The organism is Rhizobium sp. SG_E_25_P2 (genome assembly GCF_029892285.1).
Lineage (GTDB): Bacteria > Pseudomonadota > Alphaproteobacteria > Rhizobiales > Rhizobiaceae > Rhizobium_E.
On the sequence record NZ_JARXVM010000018.1, the window covers coordinates 1 to 18,804 of the forward strand.

At 61.5% G+C, this 18,804-nt stretch carries 19 protein-coding genes; 12 read left to right on the top strand and 7 right to left on the bottom strand.

Going from position 1 to position 18,804, the window contains the following annotated elements:
• The first annotated feature begins 271 nt into the window (after nt 1-271).
• From M2360_RS21195 to M2360_RS21220, 6 genes are all read left to right on the top strand, one after another.
• On the top strand, nt 272-493 hold the full coding sequence (locus tag M2360_RS21195; RefSeq protein ID WP_280777376.1) for an aa3-type cytochrome c oxidase subunit IV: 222 nt from the start codon (nt 272-274) through the stop codon (nt 491-493).
• Between the two features lie 89 nt (nt 494-582).
• Nucleotides 583-1,725 carry a Re/Si-specific NAD(P)(+) transhydrogenase subunit alpha gene (locus M2360_RS21200; RefSeq protein ID WP_280777377.1) on the top strand — a complete coding sequence of 381 codons (1,143 nt, stop codon included), beginning with the start codon at nt 583-585 and terminating at the stop codon, nt 1,723-1,725.
• 1 nt (nt 1,726) lies between these two features.
• Entirely contained in the window at nt 1,727-2,134 is a 408-nt protein-coding gene (locus tag M2360_RS21205) for a proton-translocating transhydrogenase family protein (RefSeq protein ID WP_280777378.1), read from the top strand.
• A 12-nt stretch (nt 2,135-2,146) separates the two neighbouring features.
• Nucleotides 2,147-3,547 (top strand): NAD(P)(+) transhydrogenase (Re/Si-specific) subunit beta, encoded by a 1,401-nt coding sequence (locus tag M2360_RS21210; protein WP_280777379.1) that lies wholly within the window; start codon nt 2,147-2,149, stop codon nt 3,545-3,547.
• Nucleotides 3,548-3,670: 123 nt separating this feature from the next.
• Nucleotides 3,671-3,922: a BrnT family toxin gene (locus M2360_RS21215; RefSeq protein WP_280777380.1), complete on the top strand. Its 252-nt coding sequence runs from the start codon at nt 3,671-3,673 to the stop codon at nt 3,920-3,922.
• Nucleotides 3,915-4,220: a BrnA antitoxin family protein gene (locus tag M2360_RS21220; RefSeq protein ID WP_280777381.1), complete on the top strand. Its 306-nt coding sequence runs from the start codon at nt 3,915-3,917 to the stop codon at nt 4,218-4,220. Before M2360_RS21215 ends, M2360_RS21220 begins: the two co-directional genes overlap by 8 nt.
• Here the strand turns inward: M2360_RS21220 and M2360_RS21225 are convergent, their stop codons facing one another.
• The 4 genes from M2360_RS21225 to rpsU all read right to left on the bottom strand — a co-directional run bounded on the left by M2360_RS21225 (nt 4,221) and on the right by rpsU (nt 7,538).
• Nucleotides 4,221-5,288, bottom strand: coding sequence for an FAD-binding oxidoreductase (locus tag M2360_RS21225; protein WP_280777382.1), 1,068 nt, complete (start codon nt 5,286-5,288; stop codon nt 4,221-4,223). It abuts the gene before it with no gap.
• Between the two features lie 55 nt (nt 5,289-5,343).
• Nucleotides 5,344-6,255: a biopolymer transporter Tol gene (locus tag M2360_RS21230; RefSeq protein ID WP_280777383.1), complete on the bottom strand. Its 912-nt coding sequence runs from the start codon at nt 6,253-6,255 to the stop codon at nt 5,344-5,346.
• Between the two features lie 59 nt (nt 6,256-6,314).
• On the bottom strand, nt 6,315-7,202 hold the full coding sequence (locus M2360_RS21235; protein WP_280777384.1) for a tetratricopeptide repeat protein: 888 nt from the start codon (nt 7,200-7,202) through the stop codon (nt 6,315-6,317).
• Between the two features lie 108 nt (nt 7,203-7,310).
• Nucleotides 7,311-7,538, bottom strand: a complete 228-nt coding sequence (gene rpsU, locus M2360_RS21240) for a 30S ribosomal protein S21 (RefSeq protein ID WP_280777385.1) — start codon at nt 7,536-7,538, stop codon at nt 7,311-7,313.
• 293 nt (nt 7,539-7,831) lie between these two features.
• Here rpsU and M2360_RS21245 point away from each other — a divergent pair, with 293 nt between their 5' ends.
• The 5 genes from M2360_RS21245 to M2360_RS21265 all read left to right on the top strand — a co-directional run bounded on the left by M2360_RS21245 (nt 7,832) and on the right by M2360_RS21265 (nt 13,310).
• The gene (locus M2360_RS21245; protein WP_280777386.1) at nt 7,832-9,085 is read left to right on the top strand and encodes a sarcosine oxidase subunit beta family protein; all 1,254 of its coding nucleotides are present in this window, start codon (nt 7,832-7,834) and stop codon (nt 9,083-9,085) included.
• 17 nt (nt 9,086-9,102) lie between these two features.
• A complete protein-coding gene (locus M2360_RS21250; protein ID WP_280777387.1) occupies nt 9,103-9,423 on the top strand; it encodes a sarcosine oxidase subunit delta in 321 nt (106 codons plus the stop codon).
• The gene (locus M2360_RS21255; RefSeq protein WP_280777388.1) at nt 9,420-12,416 is read left to right on the top strand and encodes a sarcosine oxidase subunit alpha; all 2,997 of its coding nucleotides are present in this window, start codon (nt 9,420-9,422) and stop codon (nt 12,414-12,416) included. The genes M2360_RS21250 and M2360_RS21255 overlap by 4 nt, the downstream gene beginning before the upstream one ends.
• Complete coding sequence (locus tag M2360_RS21260; protein WP_280777389.1) at nt 12,409-12,963, top strand: sarcosine oxidase subunit gamma; 555 nt, start codon at nt 12,409-12,411, stop codon at nt 12,961-12,963. Before M2360_RS21255 ends, M2360_RS21260 begins: the two co-directional genes overlap by 8 nt.
• A 68-nt stretch (nt 12,964-13,031) precedes the next feature.
• Nucleotides 13,032-13,310, top strand: a complete 279-nt coding sequence (locus tag M2360_RS21265) for a hypothetical protein (RefSeq protein WP_280777390.1) — start codon at nt 13,032-13,034, stop codon at nt 13,308-13,310.
• A gap of 45 nt (nt 13,311-13,355) precedes the next feature.
• Here the strand turns inward: M2360_RS21265 and M2360_RS21270 are convergent, their stop codons facing one another.
• Nucleotides 13,356-14,459, bottom strand: a complete 1,104-nt coding sequence (locus M2360_RS21270) for a hypothetical protein (RefSeq protein WP_280777391.1) — start codon at nt 14,457-14,459, stop codon at nt 13,356-13,358.
• A gap of 281 nt (nt 14,460-14,740) precedes the next feature.
• A complete protein-coding gene (gene glgX / locus M2360_RS21275) occupies nt 14,741-16,681 on the bottom strand; it encodes a glycogen debranching protein GlgX (protein ID WP_280777392.1) in 1,941 nt (646 codons plus the stop codon).
• Nucleotides 16,682-16,839: 158 nt separating this feature from the next.
• Here glgX and M2360_RS21280 point away from each other — a divergent pair, with 158 nt between their 5' ends.
• Nucleotides 16,840-17,403 carry a hypothetical protein gene (locus tag M2360_RS21280; RefSeq protein ID WP_280777393.1) on the top strand — a complete coding sequence of 188 codons (564 nt, stop codon included), beginning with the start codon at nt 16,840-16,842 and terminating at the stop codon, nt 17,401-17,403.
• Here the strand turns inward: M2360_RS21280 and M2360_RS21285 are convergent.
• On the bottom strand, nt 17,386-18,804 hold the full coding sequence (locus M2360_RS21285) for a bifunctional serine/threonine-protein kinase/universal stress protein (protein ID WP_280777394.1): 1,419 nt from the start codon (nt 18,802-18,804) through the stop codon (nt 17,386-17,388). The genes M2360_RS21280 and M2360_RS21285 overlap by 18 nt on opposite strands.

Genomic DNA, 18,804 nt, shown 5'->3' on the forward strand with positions numbered 1-18,804 from the left:
CTCTTTAACCGTAGCTACTAAGACATAGCAAAACCGCTTCTAGCGGTTCAAGCGCAGCGTTTCAAACCTCCACCTTTGGTGGAGGTCATGACTTTATTTTCCAACGTCGTTTCTAATCGATTTTATGTCGCTTGGCGGCCTGCGTGAGATTGCGCCCCCCTAGACCTTTGTGTAAGGCCAGAAGGAGAGCTAAGGCTTAGCCTGTGGCTGCAGGGGAGTAGAACAAGGCGTGCGAAACAGGTTTCCGCGTCTTAAGAATGGGAGAATTTGAATGGCCGAACATCATTCCGGACCGGCGGAAGTTGGCGCTTCGATGGATTACGCTGAACATGAGAAGACCTATAAGGGTTTCCTCTGGGCCGCCAAATACGGCACGATGGCCATCGTGGTGCTGCTGATCTCGATGATGGTTGGCTTCTTCACCGGCGCCGGCTTCTTGTTCTCGGTTCTGCTGTTCATCGTCCTGACGCTGGCCGGCTTCTTTTTGATCTGACATTTCGATCCGCGCGAAGTTTCGCCCGACCGTGATAGCGGCCGGACCCTTTCGCGCGACTATTATCTGGTGAAGAGGGGAGCCGGCGCGTGAGCAGTCTGGTGTTTGTGGCGAAAGAGATCGAGGGAGGCGAGCCGCGCGTGGCCGCGTCTCCCGATACGGTCAAGAAAATGAAGTCGCTGGGCTTCGATGTGGTCGTGGAGGCGGGAGCGGGATTTGCGTCGCGCATTCCCGATGCTGAGTTCGAAAAAATGGGCGCGCGTATCGGCGCGATGTCCGATGCCGCCTCCGCCGATGTGGTGCTGAAGGTTCGCCGGCCGACCGCGGACGAAGTCTCTGGCTACAAAACGGGCGCGATCGTACTCGGCGTCATGGATCCCTATGGCAATGACGAGGCGATCGCCGCCTTGGCCGCCGCAGGCGTTTCGGCCTTCGCCATGGAGCTGATGCCGCGCATCACCCGCGCCCAATCCATGGACGTGCTGTCGTCCCAGGCCAATCTCGCCGGCTATCAGGCTGTCATCGATGCAGCCTCGGAATATGATCGCGCCATGCCGATGATGATGACTGCAGCCGGCACCGTGCCGGCCGCCAAAGTCTTCGTGATGGGCGCGGGCGTTGCCGGACTGCAGGCCATCGCTACGGCCCGGCGTCTCGGCGCGGTGGTGTCGGCCACTGACGTGCGTCCCGCCGCCAAGGAACAGGTCGCCTCGCTCGGCGCCAAGTTCATCGCGGTCGAGGACGAGGAATTCAAGGCGGCGGAAACCGCAGCCGGTTACGCCAAGCCGATGTCGGCGGACTATCAGGCCAAGCAGGCGGCGCTTGTCGCCGAGCATATCGCCAAGCAGGACATCGTCATCACCACCGCGCTCATTCCCGGCCGTCCGGCGCCGAGGCTTGTGAGCCGCGAGATGCTGAAAGCGATGAAGCCGGGTTCGGTGGCGGTCGATCTCGCCGTTGAGCGTGGCGGCAATATCGAAGGCGCGGTTGCGGGCGAGATCGTCGAGGTCGAGGGCGTCAAGGTCATCGGCCATCTCAATGTCGCCGGTCGCATCGCCGCTTCAGCCTCGCTGCTCTACGCCAAGAACCTCGTGACCTTCCTCGAGACTATGGTGTCGAAGGAGACGAAGACGCTTGACCTCAATATCGAGGACGAACTGGTCAAGGCGACCATGCTGACTCATGGCGGCAAGGTCGTTCACCCCAATTTCGGCGGCGCGAAGGAAGGCTGAGATGGCGATGGAAACTCTGGATAAAGCACTTCAAAATCTCGACGCGGCGGTGGCCGCCGTGCATCAGGCCGTCGAAACCCAACCCTCCATCGCGGATGCGGCGCATGCGCTGTCGGGCGGGGCAATCGATCCCTTCGTCTTCCAGCTGGCGATCTTCGTGCTGTCGATCTTCGTCGGCTATTACGTGGTCTGGTCGGTGACGCCGGCGCTGCACACGCCGCTGATGGCGGTGACCAACGCGATCTCCTCCGTGATCGTGGTCGGCGCGCTTCTCGCAGTCGGCCTGTCGGCAAGCGGTTTCGCCACCGGCTTCGGCTTCGTGGCGCTGATCCTCGCTTCGATCAACATTTTCGGCGGCTTCCTGGTCACCCAGCGGATGCTCGCCATGTACAAGAAAAAAGAAAAGTAAGGGGCGAAATCCATGTCCGTCAATTTCGCGGCCTTTCTCTATCTCGTCTCCGGCGTTCTGTTCATCATGGCGCTTAGGGGGCTCAGCCATCCCTCCACCAGCCGCAAGGGCAATCTTTACGGCATGGTTGGCATGGGCATCGCCATCGTCACCACGCTCCTGCTGGCCAAACCAAGCGTCGGCGGGCTGGCGCTGATCATTCTCGGCCTCGCCATCGGCGGCGGCGCGGGCGCGGTGATCGCCCGTCGCATCGCCATGACCTCGATGCCGCAGCTTGTTGCGGGCTTCCACTCGCTGGTGGGCCTCGCCGCCGTGCTCGTGGCGGCGGCCGCGCTTTATGCGCCGTCGTCCTTCGGCATCGGTGAAGTGGGTGAAATCCATGGCCAGGCGCTGATCGAAATGTCGCTCGGCGTCGCCATCGGCGCGATCACCTTTACCGGTTCGATCATCGCCTTCCTGAAGCTCGACGGGCGCATGAGCGGCAAGCCGATCATGCTGCCGATGCGGCATGTGATCAACATCGCCATTTTCGCGGCGATCGTGGTGCTGATTGGCGTGCTGGTGGCGACCGAAAGCTATTTCGTGTTCTGGCTGATCGTGCTGCTGTCATTGGCCTTCGGCGTGTTGCTGATCATCCCGATCGGCGGCGCCGACATGCCGGTGGTGGTGTCGATGCTCAATTCCTATTCGGGTTGGGCTGCGGCGGGCATCGGCTTCACGCTCGGCAATCTCGCGCTGATCATCACCGGCGCGCTAGTGGGCTCGTCGGGCGCGATCCTCAGCTATATCATGTGCAAGGGCATGAACCGCTCCTTCGTGTCGGTGATCCTCGGCGGCTTTGGCGGGGATGCGGGGGCTTCCGCCGCCGCCGACAATTCCGACAAGACGGTCAAGCAGGGGTCTGCCGACGATGCCGCCTATCTGATGGCCAACGCCTCCAAGGTGATCATCGTGCCGGGTTACGGCATGGCGGTGGCCCAAGCGCAACATGCACTGCGCGAAATGGGCGACAAGCTCAAGGAAGCCGGCGTCGAGGTGAAATACGCGATCCATCCGGTGGCGGGCCGCATGCCCGGCCATATGAACGTGCTGCTCGCCGAAGCCAATGTTCCCTATGACGATGTATTCGAACTCGAGGACATCAATTCGGAATTCGCCCAAGCCGACGTCGCCTATGTCATCGGCGCCAATGACGTCACCAATCCGGCAGCGCGCGACGACAAGTCCTCGCCGATCTACGGCATGCCGATCCTCGATGTCGACAAGGCCAAGACCTGCCTGTTCGTCAAGCGCTCGCTCGGCTCCGGCTATGCCGGCATCGACAATACGCTGTTCTACAAGGATGGAACGATGATGCTGCTGGGCGACGCCAAGAAAGTGACGGAGGACATCGTCAAGGCGCTGGCGCATTGACGTTCCGAAATCACGGTTTGCTCAAAACCCCGCCCGCAACGGCGGGGTTTTTCAATTGCACGTTTTGCGCGATCCCGATAGCATCGATACGCTTGTTTTCGTCATTAAATGTAGTTACATTAAATGAAGATCGTTTGGGACGAGGTGAAGCGGCAGGCGAATTTGCGCAAGCACGGTTTTGACTTTGCCGGGCTGGATGTCGGCTTTTTCCTCACTGCCGTAATCCGGCCAGCGAAACACGGTCGTCACCGGGCGATAGGACGCCTGGAAGATGGAACTGTCGCGGTTATCTTCGCTTATCTCGGGCGGGAGGGCATCTCGGTGATCTCCATGCGTCCGGCCAGCTTGCGTGAAAGGAGACTGCTTGATGAGTGACGGCAAGAAAGCTCTCGCTGATGACATGATCAACGGTTTCCCGCGTGAAATCTGGGAAGAGGTATCCGACAATCCCGAATGGACCGAAGAAGATTTCAAGCTGGCGCGGCCGTTCCGCGAGGTGTTTCCGGAACTCGCCGCAGAGATCGAGCGCAGCCGGGGGCGTCCGGTGTCCGACAGCCCCAAGAAGCAGGTGACGCTAAGGCTCGATGCCGATGTCGTGGCGCGCTACAAGGCGGGAGGCAGGGGATGGCAAAGCCGGGTGAATGCGGATCTCAGGAAAGCGCTCGGCCTCTGATCAGCCGAAGCGTGACAGGCGGTAGGGCGCAAGCCGCGGCTCGGATCCTCCTTCAAGAACTTCCTTCGCCGCGAATTCGCCGATGGCCGGGGCGAGCGTGATGCCTGAATGCGTCACAGCGATGTAGAGGCCTTCAACCCCCTTGGCACGCCCGACAATAGAGAAACCATCTTCGGGGATGGGGCGATAGCCGATGCGGTAGCCTTCGAGTTCCAGCCTGTCGCCGTCGACGAGGCGCGAGCACATGTCGTCGAACACGCGCCTGGCGGTGGCGTTGGGGTCCACGCCGGGTTCTGTGCCGTTGAAAGAGGTGGAGGCGATGATGCGGCCGTCCGGCGCCTGGCGCATCTCCATTTCGGGCGCGACGACGATATGGTTGAGCATGCGCGGCGCCGGCCTGGTGTCGATGATGAGCCCAGGCGAAGCGCTCATCGGCACGGTGACGCCGGCGGTGGCGGCCAAGTTAGCGGTTTCGGCCCCGGCGGCGAGAACGATCTCGTCGGCTTCCATGACGCCATCGGTGGTCATGACGCCGATGACGCGCCCGTCGCGCAGCGCAAGCGAGGAGATCTCCGTGCCGGCGTGTATCGAAGCGCCCAGTTTTTCCGCATCGGCGAGCAGCGCGAGCGCCACGGGGCGAGGTTCGATCATGCCTTCTTCGGCGATTTTCAGCGCCCAGTCGGGAGCGTTTTTGATGGCCGGTTCGAGACTGAGAATTTCCTCGCGGTTGATGCGTTCAATCCCGTAACCCCAGCTCTCTTGTTCCGTTGCGAATTTTTCCAACCCCTCGGGCGGCAGGTCGTAGCAGATCGACCCGCACCATTGTGGGTTCACGCCGGTCGCGGCTTGCGACAGTCGGCGCCAGCCCGCCATGGCCGCAATGCGCAGGCGGAAATAGGGTTCGGGATTACCCCAGTTGGCGTTGATCCAGGCGAAGGAATTGGGTGTGGCGACGCCGCCGCGTTCTCCGCAAAACACAGTGACATTCGCGCCCGCCTTGGCGAAATGCCAGGTGATGGATGCGCCGATGACCCCGCCGCCGATGACGATGATATGTTTGCCCGACATGCCGATTCCCTCTGTTGCTCCGGCAACTTATCGCCGGAGCAGGGGAGGGGAAAGCCTATTGATCCATCGGATAGGACACATAGGCGAAACGCCTGCCGTCCGGCGACCAGCTGTTGACGTTGATCGTGCCTTGGCCGCCGAAGAGACGGGCGACCGTTTCGGCCGCCGCCCATTCACCCGACCGAACCAGGCAAAGGTCCACCGGGCAGTTTTCCGGATGCCCCATCGTCCCCTCGGGGTAGGAGAGGTAGCAGGCGAGATCGCCCGTTGGCGCGAGATGGGGAAACCAGTTGACCCTGGAGTCGAACGTCAACTGTTCGATGGCGCCGCTGTCCCGTTCCAAGCGCGCGATCTGGGCATGGCCCTTCTCTTTGCTGAGTGCCTCGGTGTTGAAATAGATCCAGCCGCCGTCTGGCGAATATTCGCATCCGTCCGCAGGCCTGTCGCCATGAGTCCATTGGCGCAGCCGCCCGCCGCCGATGTCCATGGTGTAGATATTGGCTGCGCCCCAGGGGCTGACGGGACTGGACTCGACGCCGACGAAGGCGAGTTCCTTTCCGTTCGGGCTGACGCCATGCAGGAAATGCCGGAGCGGACTGGAAGGCTCGTCGCGGCTGACCAGCCAATGGTCTCTTGTCTCGATCGACACGCCATGGATGCGCCAGTCGTAACAGGAGACATACAGGGTTTTCCCATCCGGAGCGGGAACATGGTCGTTGTTGACGAAGGGCAGGCCGTCAATGTCGAAGTGTTGCAATGCGCCCGAACCGAGATCGAGCGTCCAGAGAAGCCCGTCGCCATTGAGGAGAAGCCGGTCCGGCCATGGCCAGTTGGGGGCTTCCAGCAAGCGATCGCGTGTGCGCAGCACTTCCGTGACGACGCCAGCGTCCGCATCGTAGATGTGAACGACACAATTTTGTCCCGTCAAAAGCTGGCGGTGGTGTTTTTGGGTATTCTCCTCAGCCACGCCGATCCTCCTTCGAACGGGCTTGCATGAAAAAGGCCGCTCGCGGCGGCCTCATTCGATCACTGCGCGGGCATGCCCGTCGCTGCGCGCGTCCTCGCGACGCCATCTCGAGCCGGCTGATATTTCAGGTCGAGCGACAGGGCATGGGCGTAGGACTTATAGGCGCGGCGCATGTCGCCCTTGCGCTCATAGATCAGCGCCTGGTTTGCCCAGGATTCGGCCAGCGATCCGTCGAGCTCGATGGCGTGGTTGAAGTCGGCAAAGGCGTTGTCGTCGTCGTTCATCGCCACATAGGAAATGCCGCGGCCGTTATAGGGCTCGGCGGAATTCGGCGACAGCGAGATGGCGGTCGAGAAGTCTTCGATCGCCTTGGCGTGATTGCCGCGTTTCTGGAAGATCAGGCCGCGATTATGGTAAGCGCGCGGATCGGTGGTGTCGAGGCCGATCGCCTGGTTATAGTCGTTCATCGCCGGGTCGAGCTGGCCGGCCTGGCGGTAGACATTGCCGCGTCCGATGAAGGCGACGTCATAACGAGGATTGAGCTTCAGCGCGGTGTTGTAATCGGCGAGCGCCGCTTCCGGCTGTCCCATGTTCCGGTAGATCAGGCCGCGATTGGCATAGGCCTGATAAAAGCGCGGGTTGAGCGCGATAGCCTGATTGAAGTCCGACAACGCCCGTTTGAATTCACCTGCGCGACCATAAGCGGAGCCGCGGGTGTTGTAGCCCTCCGGATCCTGCGGGTTGCTCTCGATCAACGAGGTCAGCGAGGCGATATTCTCTTCGCCCCCTTGCGCCTTGTTGATGCGGATCGTGTCGGTCGTATCCGTTGTGTTGCAGGCGGCGAGGACGAGCGATAGCCCCGTCATGGCCAGGCCGATACGGACCTTTCGACCCAGGCCAGTGGCCTGTGCGAGGAGGGAGATGGCGAGGCTATTGTGTCGGAGCATGATCGGTTCTTCGCGCAAGCTGCCGGAGCAGGGGACAATCAAAAAAGGCGGCGGCGAATCACATCGCCCCCGCCAGACAACATCGAATTTCGTCAAGACGACGGCGGATCAGCGCGCAGCGACGCGTCCCGTCACCAGACCTTCGCGCTGGGCGCGCTTACGCGCCAGCTTGCGAACGCGACGAACAGCCTCGGCCTTTTCGCGAGCGCGCTTCTCAGAAGGCTTTTCGTAGTAGTCGCGCATCTTCATTTCACGAAAAATGCCTTCGCGCTGCATCTTCTTTTTCAGAGCGCGGAGAGCCTGATCAACATTGTTGTCGCGAACCAGTACCTGCACGTTATCCCGTTCCTTGTCTTGAGTTGAGCCCTACCTTCAGGCATGGGGCAAACAAAGTAATTTCGCTGAGCCCTATGGCCTAGCGATTGACGCAAGCAACTACCAGATCAAATACGGCAAGTCCAGTGGTTGCCGTCATATTTTGAACCGTGGCGACCGGTTATACTGCCCGTCGCGGCTTTGGCGGAGACCCGCCCGACTGCGTCGCAAAATGGACGTTGTCAGAACATCTTTTTTGCGATTTCCTCACGCTCATCAAGGCTGATGACGCCGGTATCTGGAGTGAATTCGCGATGCGCAAATATTCTGTTTTCGCCGTCGCCCGCGAGGCCCTTCGCGGGCATACGGGCTGGGAAAAGCAATGGACGTCGCCCGAGCCGAAAAAGGAATATGATGTCATTATCATTGGCGGCGGCGGGCATGGTCTCGGCGCGGCCTTCTATCTCGCCAAGGAGCACGGCATCACCAATGTTGCGGTGATCGAAAAGGGCTGGCTTGGCGGCGGCAATACCGGCCGCAACACCACCATCATCCGCTCCAACTATCTCTATGAAGAGAGCATGGACATCTATGAGCATTCGCTCAAGATGTGGGAGAACCTCTCCCAGGAACTGAACTACAACGTCATGTATTCGCCGCGCGGCGTGATGATGCTGTCGCATACGGTGCATGACAAGCAGACCTTCATGCGCCATGTCCACGCCAACCGTCTCTATGGCATCGACAACGAATGGCTGACGCCCGAGCAGGCCAAGGATTATTGCCCGCCGCTCGACATCGCGGCTTCCGCCCGCTACCCGATCAATGGCGCGGCGCTGCAGCGTCGCGGCGGCACGGCCCGCCATGATGCAGTCGCCTGGGGTTACGCCCGCGCCGCCACCGATCGTGGCGTGCATGTGATCCAGAACACCGAAGTCACCGGCATTCGTCGCGGCCCCGACGGCGCCGTGATCGGCGTCGAGACCACGCGCGGCTTTATCGGCGCAAAGAAGATCGGCGTGTCGGCCTCTGGCCACAACACAGCGATCATGTCGATGGCCGATGTCCGCGTGCCGCTGCATTCCAACCCGCTGCAGGCGCTGGTGTCGGAGCCGATGAAGCCGATCTTCCCCTGTGTGGTGATGTCCAACACCGTGCACGCCTATATCTCCCAGTCCGACAAGGGCGAGTTGGTGATCGGCGCCGGCACCGACCAGTATGTGTCCTATTCGCAGACCGGCGGTCTGCAGATCATCACGCATACGCTCGACGCCATCTGCGAAATCTTCCCGATCTTCCGGCGCGTGAAGATGATGCGCCAGTGGGGCGGCATCACCGACAACACGCCCGACCGTTCGGCGATCCAGTCCAAGACGCCGGTCAAGGGCCTCTATGTGAATTGCGGCTGGGGCACCGGCGGCTTCAAGGCCACGCCGGGCTCGGCCCATCTCTTCGCCCATCTCATCGCGCGCGACGAACCGCACAAGCTCGCCGCCGGCCTGACGCTCGACCGATTCCGCTCCGGACGCCTGGTCGACGAAGCCGCCGCCGCCGCCGTTGCGCATTGACAGGTTAGGTCAAGACCATGTTTCTCATCCACTGCCCTTATTGCAATGAAGACCGTTCGGAACTCGAATTCCGCGGCGTGGGCGACGCCCATATCGACCGTCCGCAGAACATCACCGAAATTTCGGACGAGGAATTCGCCGACTATTTTTTCATGCGCGACAATCCGAAAGGCCTGATCTACGAGCGCTGGCGCCATATCCATGGCTGTGGCCGCTTCTTCAGGGCCGTTCGCCACACCGTCAGCGATCGTTTCGTCATGACCTACCGGCAGGAAGAGCCGCGTCCCGATGACGCGACCGTCCAGGCCAAACTCGCCGGCATTGGAGGCCAGAAATGAGCGGAGCAAACCGTATCGCAGGCAAGGGTCGCCTGACTCCCGCCAAAACAGCGCGCTTCACCTATGACGGCCGCATCCTGACGGGTCTGGAAGGCGACACGGTCGCCTCGGCGCTGCTCGCCAACGGCATTCATCTGGCCGGCCGGTCGTTCAAATATCACCGCCCGCGCGGCATCCTGACCGCTGGTCCGGAAGAGCCGAACGCATTGATGGACGTGTCGCGCGACCCCAGCCGCAAGACGCCGAATGTGCGCGCCACCATGCAGGACCTCTATGACGGACTGACCGTATCGTCGCAGAACCGCTGGCCGTCGCTCGCCTTCGACATCGGCGGCATCAACAATCTGTTTGCGCCCTTCTTCGCCGCCGGCTTCTACTACAAGACCTTCATGTGGCCGAAGGCCGCCTGGCACAAGGTTTATGAGCCGCAGATCCGCAAGGCCGCCGGTCTCGGCGTGTCTCCGACCCAGGACGATCCTGACCACTACGCCAACCGCTTCGCCCATTGCGACGTGCTGGTGGCGGGCGGCGGCGCGGCCGGCATCGCCGCAGCGTTGTCAGCTGCGGAAACCGGCGCCAGCGTGATCATCGCCGACGAGCGCGCCGAATTTGGCGGCGCGCTGCATTTCGATGCCGGCGTGACCATCGACGGCCAGGACGGTTATGTCTGGGCCAAGAAGATGATCGCCAAGCTCCAGGCCATGCCGAATGTGACCGTGCTGTCGCGCACCACCGTGTTCGGCTATTACGAGCACAATTTCATTGGTCTCGCCGAGCGCGTCACCGACCATATGGCCAAGCCCGCGCCGCATCTGCCGCGCGAGCGCCTGTGGCAGGTCCGCGCCAAGCGGGTGGTGATCGCCACCGGCGCGATCGAGCGCCATATGGTGTTCGACGGCAACGACCGGCCCGGCGTGATGCTGGCGTCTGCAGCGCGGATGTATCTCAACCATTACGGCGTCGCCGTCGGCGCCAAGGTTGGCGTCTACACGGCTCATGACTCCGCCTATGAAGCCGCCTTCGATCTCAAGGCCGCCGGCGTCGAGATTCCCGTGATCGTCGACAGCCGCGACAAGCCGGGTGAAGCCGTGCTCGCCAAGGCGCGTTCGATGGGCATCAATGTGCTGACCGGACATGCGGTGCTGACCACCAAGGGCAAGCTGCGCGTCTCCGCCATGGTCGTGGCGCGTCGTGGCCAGAAGAGCGGCGAGAAGATCGCAGTGGATGCGCTGATCATGTGCTCGGGCTGGACGCCCTCGGTGCATCTGTTCTCGCAGTCGCGCGGCAAACTGGCCTTCGACGCGGACAACCAGCGCTTCCTGCCGGGGACCTATCTCGAGGACTGCATGTCGGTCGGCGCCTGCAACGGCACCAATTCCATCCAGGCCACGATCGACGAGGCGCTCGGCGTCGGCGAACTGCTCGCCCGCGCTGCCGGCGCTGAAGGCAAGTCCACCCTCTCCATCGCCGCGACCCAGGCTTTCGACTGGACGGGCGGAATGGCGGGCAGCGGCGAAGGCGCTGGCCCCGACGACACCTCGGCCAAGGCCTTTGTCGACTTCCAGCACGATGTCTGCGCCAAGGATATCCGTCTCGCCGTGCGCGAAGGCATGCATTCGATCGAGCATGTCAAGCGTTTCACCACCAATGGCATGGCGACCGACCAGGGCAAGACATCCAATATCCATGGTCTGGCGATCGCGGCGGAAGCACTCGGCAAGGCGATGCCGGAAGTGGGCCTCACCACCTTCCGCGCACCCTATACGCCCGTGACCTTCGGCACACTGATCAACCATTCGCGCGGGCCGCATTTCGACCCGGCCCGCAAGACGCCCATCCATGCCTGGCACGAAGCCCAGGGCGCGGATTTCGAAAATGTCGGCAACTGGAAGCGCGCCTGGTATTATGCGCGTCCGGGCGAAGACATGCATCAGGCCGTCAATCGCGAATGCAAGACGGTGCGCACCGTGGCCGGCGTGTTCGACGCCTCGACGCTCGGCAAGATCGAAGTGGTCGGCCCCGACGCCGCCGCCTTCATGAACCTGATGTACACGAACTCCTGGGACACGCTGAAGCCCGGCCGCTGCCGTTACGGCATCATGCTGCGCGAAGACGGTTTCGTCTATGACGACGGCGTCGTTGGCCGTCTGGCTGAAGATCGTTTCCATGTCACCACCACCACCGGCGGCGCGCCGCGCGTGATGCATCACATGGAAGACTATCTGCAGACGGAATTCCCGCATCTCAAGGTGTGGCTGACCTCGACGACCGAACAGTGGGCCGTCATCGCCGTGCAGGGCCCGAAGGCGCGCGAGATCATTGCGCCCCTCGTCGAAGGCATCGACCTTTCCAACGAGGCCTTCCCGCATATGAGCGTCGCCGAAGGCAAGATCGCCGGCGTGCCGACCCGTCTCTTCCGCATGACATTCGCGGGCGAACTCGGTTTCGAAATCAACGTGCCGGCCGATTATGGCCAGGCCGTCTGGGAAGCGATCTGGGAACGCGCCGAGCCGATGGGCGCTTGCGCCTATGGCACGGAAACCATGCACGTGTTGCGCGCCGAGAAGGGCTATATCATCGTCGGTCAGGACACTGACGGCACGCTGACGCCCGATGACGCCGGCCTCGCCTGGGCTGTCGGCAAGAAGAAGACCGATTTCGTCGGTATTCGCGGCTTGAAGCGTCCCGATCTCGTCCGCAGCGGCCGCAAGCAGCTGGTCGGTCTCAAGACCAAGGATCCTCGCGAGGTGCTGGAGGAAGGCGCGCAGATCGTCGCCGATCCCAACCAGCCCAAGCCGATGACCATGCTCGGCCATGTGACGTCGTCCTATTGGTCGGAAAATTGCGAACGCTCGATCGCCATGGCCGTTGTTATCGACGGTCGCGCCAAGATGGGGCAGACGCTTTATGTGCCGATGGCTGACCGCGTGGTCGCCGTCGAAGTCTGCGACGCCGTGTTCTATGACAAGGAAGGAGGCCGCATCAATGGCTGACGCTCTCTCTGCTCTCCGCAAGTCGCCGATCAAGGCGGGCCATGGCGGCTCGGCGGTCGCGTCCGTGACCTTTGCTCCGGCCGCTTCCCGCGCCTCGCTGCGCGCCGGCGCCGACGCCGTCTCCGCTTTGTCTTCGGCGCTCGGCTTGGAACTGCCGACCAGGCCCAAAGGCACGGCTTCGGCCGATGGCAAGCATGCGCTGTGGCTCGGTCCCGACGAATGGCTGCTGATCGGTCCTGACGGCGTCGATTTCGTGGCGCTCGCCGGCCAGTCCGGCGCGCTGCATTCGGCGGTGGATGTGTCGCATCGCAATGTCGCCTTCGTCATCTCCGGCCCGGGCGCCCGCGCCACGCTGGCGTCCGCCTGCCCGCTGGATCTCGGCGACGCGATCTTCCCGGTCGGCGCGGCCTCGCGCACGGTGTTCGGCAAGGCCGAAGTGGTGATCTACCGCACCGGCGAGGAAAGCTTCCGTCTGGAATGCTGGCGCTCCTTCGGCGACTATTGCTTCGGCATGCTGAACGAAGGCGCGGAAGACGCGGCGATCTGACGGATCGCTTTGCATAGGCATCGCCCTGCGCTATTGTCTGACGACATTCTTGCGTGGGGCGAAGCTCAATGATTTCACTGACGCTGACAGGCGAATTGGAAGAGCGGCTGAAAGCCGCCGCCGACGAGACCGACACAACGGCCCCGGAAATCGTCGCGCGCGCCGTGGAGCACTATCTCGAACTCCGGGAGGTCCGCCTGAATTCCGCCCGCGCCGCTGCGGCGGAGGCGGACAAGGGCTATTTCGTTTCCCAAGCAAAGATGCATGCATGGATGGACAGCTGGGGGACGGCGGTTGAGCTGCCGATGCCAGAAGCGGATATCACGCCCGGCAAGCCGCGTGCATGAGGCTGCTTGGTGCAGGAAAACATATATATAAGTTAGCTTTAATGATTACTGTAGGTCGCGAAGCCAGCTTATGGCGTCTGAAGCCTCAGATGTCACAAAGCAACCATAAAGCTTGTCAAGGCTTAGATGGCTTTGCGTTATTGTGGTGCGTAAGGATCGCTCCGTAAAAAAGGCGTCACAGTACGCAATCGCGGCTGCGGCATGATGAAAATCAAAAAAATCATTGCCTTTCAGTTTCCGCCCTTTGTTCCATCGAACCGAAGCATGGAGGCTTGCAAGAATGTGAATAGTTCGAAGAGTGTCACGGGATTTATTGCGTTCTAGGGAAATTGCGAGGAGGTTCTTAAATCCGTTTTCGGCAACTCGTTTCTGCTCTGCTGTCCGCTCGTTGAGAACGATGCCTCTGCTTTCCGCCAACATCATTGTGGCTTGGTGTATTGCGTCTCCCATCAAATCCACGACCCCCCGTACCTCTGCGGAGTAGGACTGTTCGTAGCTTTGTATTTCGTCTTTGTGCGCAAAATTTCCGGCATTAAGCTTATTGGCAACCTCCGTCAAATCAGTGCCCGGGATCTCTATTTCACCAATGCGTGTGACTATTTCCCTTAGCGGGATCGTCGACATGTGGTCGAAGAAAGCCTTCTGGATAGCCCGTTCGGTACCTGAATCAAATATGGTATTCGTGGGATGTAAAATTCCGAGCACATAGCTGAGCTTGCACCATATTAGGTGATTTAGAGGATGCAGATTGGGTGTGCCGGTGGTCGCATACATGAAATAGGTGACCTCAGTAGCCATTCTCACGTTCTGCGGAACTAGCGTAACGCCTAAGCTGAGTTCATCAACTAGGCTGGCAGTTGCAAGACGTGAAGCGTCGTCCTGCTGCTTCATTAGTTCAACGAAAATGTCCTCGCTGATCGGGCAAAATAAGAGCCCTTCACCAACCCCCTTTCGTAGTAGCGCAAGCAAAGTAGCAGACTCAGGATTTCCTGCTCCTCTATCGGTATCTCTCAATATAATCCAAAATTTTGTGTCCAAATAAACCGGACGGCGTGTGCTAATTTCCTGTCCTAGAGCAATGTTGCGACCATTGACATATTGGTCTGTTGAAAGGCCGGGGTTAAGCAGATGGTCTGTGATGGTCGGCATAAAATTCTCTAATTTTTAGCGTCGTGTTGATGTTTAAAAGCAAATCCAAGACTTCAGCCGCTTGTCTTGTTTCTCAGGGTATCGATATCCCGCCTAAGATCCACAGAAATGCAATCCGGCCAGGCGGCCACTTGTAAGTCCGGCACAATTGCAAATGTGTAATTTGACCGGCGAAACAACAATCACAGATTGCGGTTGGCGTCAAGCATAGCTAATGCTAACTTCGATGGTGCGATATTCAACGCCTTAAGCGGCTTCCCGCGATTTTGGCGCCGAAACGCTCAAGCGGGCGGTCCGAGATAGAGGCTCACCGAGCGCGCCGCCACAGTCATGCCGTCGCCGATAAGGGTCTTCCACAGTCGCGCGCCGCCGGGCAGGCGGATGGACTTCGGTTCGCTGGCGCGATTGAAGGCGACGGCCAGCGTGGCGGGGCGGCCTGTGACGCGGTCATTGGTTTGCAGGGTCATGATCAGCTGGTCGGCGTGATGGGCCTCCCAATCGGCCACCTGCATCGGTTCGCCCTTCACGGTCAGCCAGGAGACGTCGAGGTCGGTCAGGAATTCCTGGCCCTCGAAGATGGTGAAGCGGCGGCGCAGCGCCGACAGCGCCGCGGCATGCTCGAAAATTTCATGATCGAGGCTCCCCCAGTCGATCCAGCTCAGCGCATTGTCCTGGGCATAGGCGTTGTTGTTGCCGTGCTGGCTGCGGCCGAATTCGTCGCCTGCCGTCAGCATGATCGCGCCGCGAGACAGGAACAGGGTGGAGAGGAGCGCCATCACATCCGTGCGGCGACTGGCGTTGACCGTGGCGTCGTTGGTGGCGCCTTCGACGCCATTGTTCCAGGAATAGTTTTCATTGTGGCCGTCGCGATTGGCTTCGCCGTTGGCCTCATTGTGTTTGTGGGAATGGGACACCAGATCCCACAGCGTAAAGCCGTCATGGGCGGCGACGAAATTGACGGTGCGGGTGCGGCGGCCGTCATGCCGGCTGAAAATGTTCGACGAGCCTGAAAGCGCTGTGGCGAGCGGACCGATGCGGTGATTGTCGCCGCGCCAGAACAGGCGGATATCGTCGCGGGCGCGGTCGTTCCATTCCAGAAATGACGGCGGGAAATTGCCGAGCTGATAGCCGCCGGGGCCGATGTCCCAGGGCTCGGCGATGAGAATGCGATCCTTCAGGATCTGGTCGGCGCGCATCTCCGACAACAGCAGCGCGTCAGAGGTGAAGCCTTGGGGGCCGCGTCCCAGGATCGGCGCGAGGTCGAAGCGGAAGCCGTCGATCCCGGCGTGGCGCACGAAATGACGCAGGCTGTCGAGAACGAGATTGCGCATGGGCGCGTGATGGCAGGCAAGCGTGTTGCCGCAGCCGGTGTCGTTGATCAACTCGCCCGGCTTTCCCGGCGGGTGGCTATAGTAAGTCAGGCTGTCGAGCCCGCGCATGGAGAGCGTGCCGCCCTCTGCGTCGCTTTCTCCGGTGTGATTGAAGACGAGATCGAGGATCACGCCGAGGCCATGGCTGTGCAATGTCGCCACGGTTTCGGCGAGTTCGCGCACGCCGCCGGGGCAGAGCCGGGGATCGAGCGCCATCAGCGCGATCGGGTTGTAGCCCCAGCTGTTCCGGAGCCCGAGCGGCGGCAGATGCCGCTCGTCGAGCCAGGCGGTGATCGGCATAAGCTCCAGAGCGGAGACGCCCAACCGTTCGAAATGCGCAAGGACAGCCGGATGGGTCAACGCCTTGATCGTGCCGCGCTCTTGCTCGGGAATATCGGGATGCAGCATGGTGAAGGCGCGGACATTGATCTCATAGACCAGCCCGCCCGGCTTCCACTGCGGCGGCTGAACATGAACGGGCGACAGATGCCGGAGAATGGCCCGCGGCGCGATATCGGCGGTGTCGACGCCATAGGCGGCGAGGCGGCGGTCTTGCGCGAAGGGACGATCGAGTTCCAGCGCATAGGGATCGACGAGAAGTTTGGACGGATCGTACCAGAGGCCGTGGCCCGGCGCATAATCGCCATGAGCGCGGAAGCCGTAACGCTGGCCAGCGCGGACGCCCTCGACATCGCACCGCCAGACATGGTCGTGACCGCAGACCATGTCCACATGACGCTCGGCCCCCTCCTCGTCGAACAGGCAGAGTTCGACTTTGCGGGCATGCCGCGAAAAGACGCTGAAATGGGCGCCGTCTGGCGTCAGCTCGGCTCCGAGGGAGTGGTGGGTCATGAAACGGTTCCTGCGATTCCTGGTTCCCATCTTACGAGACGGGAGTTAAAATACGAGTGCGTGATTGGGCGATGCGCGTGAGCAAAGCTTGACGTCGATCAAGGCGGGAGGCAGGTTCGCGCGCGAAAAGCGAGGACAATTCGCTTTCAGGTGATCACATGACCACGATAGAATTCATCTTCGCGATCCTCGCTTTGCTGCTGACGCCCGGGCCGACCAACACATTGCTGGCCGTGGGCGCTGCGGCAGGCGGCTTTCGCGCATCGCTGCCCTATATGGTCGCGGAAGTCCTCGCCTATCTCATCGTGGTCATTCCGCTCGCCACTGTCGCAGCACCCTTGCTCTCGGCCTATCCGATGGCGACCGCTGCGCTCAAGGCAGGGGCGGCGATGTGGATCTTCTATCTCGCCATCCGCCTGTGGTTGCCGGAAAGCGGCCAGGCGCGCGCCGTCGGCGCCCGGCATGTGTTCATCACCACGCTGCTCAATCCCAAGGCCGTGATCATCGGATTGGTGATCATGCCGCATGGAACGCTGTTGGCCATCGGACCCCGGCTCGCTTTGTTGGCAGGGCTGATCGCGGCGGCCTCCTTGTCCTGGATCGCCTTCGGCGCCTTTGCGCTCAGCGCGGGCGGCAGGTTCAAGCGCGCCCATATGCGCCGTCTGGGCGCGGTGGTTCTGGCCGCCTTCTCGCTCTTTCTGACCTCAAGCCTGATCCGCTGAGAGTTTCAGGGCGCGTTTGCGCACCACCGTCACGGTGCAAGGCGCATGCGCCGCCACTTCTCCCGAGACGCTGCCGATCAGCGAACGCATGGCGGAGGCTGCACGGGCTCCCATGACGATATGGTCGACATTGTTGGCCCGGGCGAAGTCGAGAATGGCGTCGGCGGGATTGACCGCCTCGAGAACGTGATAGGTGATCGCGCCGTCCCGCGCCTGCAGGGGCGCCGCCCAGCCCTTGAGCTCCACCAGACGGCTGACATGCTTGTTGTTGCCCTCTTCGTCGAGCGTGGTATCGAGGCTGATGCGGTTGATGCGCAGGATGTTGAGGCAGGCTATGCGTGCGCCGGGCGATTTCTCGACGATACGGGAAACATTCAGCCGCAGCGAGTCGAGAAGATCCTGATCGGCGCGGGCAAGGTCGATCGACACCAGCACGATCGGCGCATCGACGTTTTGGCCGGCGACGACCTGCGGTTCGAGGCGATCCCAGGGCTCGGGATTGAAGCGGCGCCGCAGCACAGCGGCGAAGCCGTCGCGCTTGAGCTTTTCCGACCGCGCCGTCAGCTTGACCTGGGTGAGATCCTTGAGATCATTGACGAGTTGCGCCGCCGTCTGATAGCGCCAGGCGGGATTGACCTCCAGGCACCGGAGGATCACCTCCTGCAGGCCGGGCGGGATGTCCTTGTTCAGCGCCCGGGGCGGATAGGGATCGCGCCAGAGCCGTTTCTTGAGCCCTTTCAGTCGTTGTGGATCGCCGAACGGACGCCGTCCCGTTGCGAAGAAATAGAGAAGGGCGCCGAGCGCGAAGAGATCGCTGCGGAAATCGGTGCGTTTTCCGAGGATCTGTTCCGGCGCCATATAGGGCGCTGTGCCATAGGGCAGGCGGAATTCTTCCGCCATCAGATCCGGCAATTGCGTGTGGCAGGCGAGCCCGTAATCGATCAGCACCGCTTCGCCCGTGTCGCGGAACAGGATGTTGGAGGGCTTGATGTCGAGATGCACGACGTTCTGGCGATGCAGATCGTCGAGCGCCAGCGCGATCCGGCGACCGAGATCCGCGACCTCGTGCGGCGGCAGCGGCAGCTTCTCCAGCATCGGATAGAGCGATGGGCCGGGAACCTGCTCCAGAACGATATAGGGTTGGTGGGCGAAATCACCGTTGGCCACGAATTCAGGCACATGTGGGCCGGAGATGCGCGGCAGGATCATCTGCTCCATTTCGAAGCTGACGATTGCGGCGGGATCGTCGCCTTCGCTCATCTTCGGCGTCTTCATCAGCAGGGGAAAGCGCTGGTCCGGATGAGTGACGCTCCAGAGGCGAGCCATGCCGCCATTGTGCTTGAGGTCGCCGATTATGAAGCCGTCGATGGCGTCGCCGGTGGCGAGTTTGGGTTTCGCCAT

Coding starts and splice junctions, on each gene's coding strand:
- M2360_RS21235 (WP_280777384.1), bottom strand. CDS start 7,202: ATGCTCCGACACAATAGCCTCGCCATCTCCCTCCTCGCACAGGCCACT.
- M2360_RS21265 (WP_280777390.1), top strand. CDS start 13,032: ATGATTTCACTGACGCTGACAGGCGAATTGGAAGAGCGGCTGAAAGCC.
- M2360_RS21220 (WP_280777381.1), top strand. CDS start 3,915: ATGAGTGACGGCAAGAAAGCTCTCGCTGATGACATGATCAACGGTTTC.
- M2360_RS21270 (WP_280777391.1), bottom strand. CDS start 14,459: ATGCCGACCATCACAGACCATCTGCTTAACCCCGGCCTTTCAACAGAC.
- M2360_RS21260 (WP_280777389.1), top strand. CDS start 12,409: ATGGCTGACGCTCTCTCTGCTCTCCGCAAGTCGCCGATCAAGGCGGGC.
- M2360_RS21245 (WP_280777386.1), top strand. CDS start 7,832: ATGCGCAAATATTCTGTTTTCGCCGTCGCCCGCGAGGCCCTTCGCGGG.
- M2360_RS21255 (WP_280777388.1), top strand. CDS start 9,420: ATGAGCGGAGCAAACCGTATCGCAGGCAAGGGTCGCCTGACTCCCGCC.
- M2360_RS21225 (WP_280777382.1), bottom strand. CDS start 5,288: ATGTCGGGCAAACATATCATCGTCATCGGCGGCGGGGTCATCGGCGCA.
- M2360_RS21210 (WP_280777379.1), top strand. CDS start 2,147: ATGTCCGTCAATTTCGCGGCCTTTCTCTATCTCGTCTCCGGCGTTCTG.
- M2360_RS21205 (WP_280777378.1), top strand. CDS start 1,727: ATGGCGATGGAAACTCTGGATAAAGCACTTCAAAATCTCGACGCGGCG.
- glgX (WP_280777392.1), bottom strand. CDS start 16,681: ATGACCCACCACTCCCTCGGAGCCGAGCTGACGCCAGACGGCGCCCAT.
- M2360_RS21250 (WP_280777387.1), top strand. CDS start 9,103: ATGTTTCTCATCCACTGCCCTTATTGCAATGAAGACCGTTCGGAACTC.
- M2360_RS21215 (WP_280777380.1), top strand. CDS start 3,671: ATGAAGATCGTTTGGGACGAGGTGAAGCGGCAGGCGAATTTGCGCAAG.
- M2360_RS21280 (WP_280777393.1), top strand. CDS start 16,840: ATGACCACGATAGAATTCATCTTCGCGATCCTCGCTTTGCTGCTGACG.
- M2360_RS21195 (WP_280777376.1), top strand. CDS start 272: ATGGCCGAACATCATTCCGGACCGGCGGAAGTTGGCGCTTCGATGGAT.
- M2360_RS21285 (WP_280777394.1), bottom strand. CDS start 18,804: ATGGCGAAACCCAAACTCGCCACCGGCGACGCCATCGACGGCTTCATA.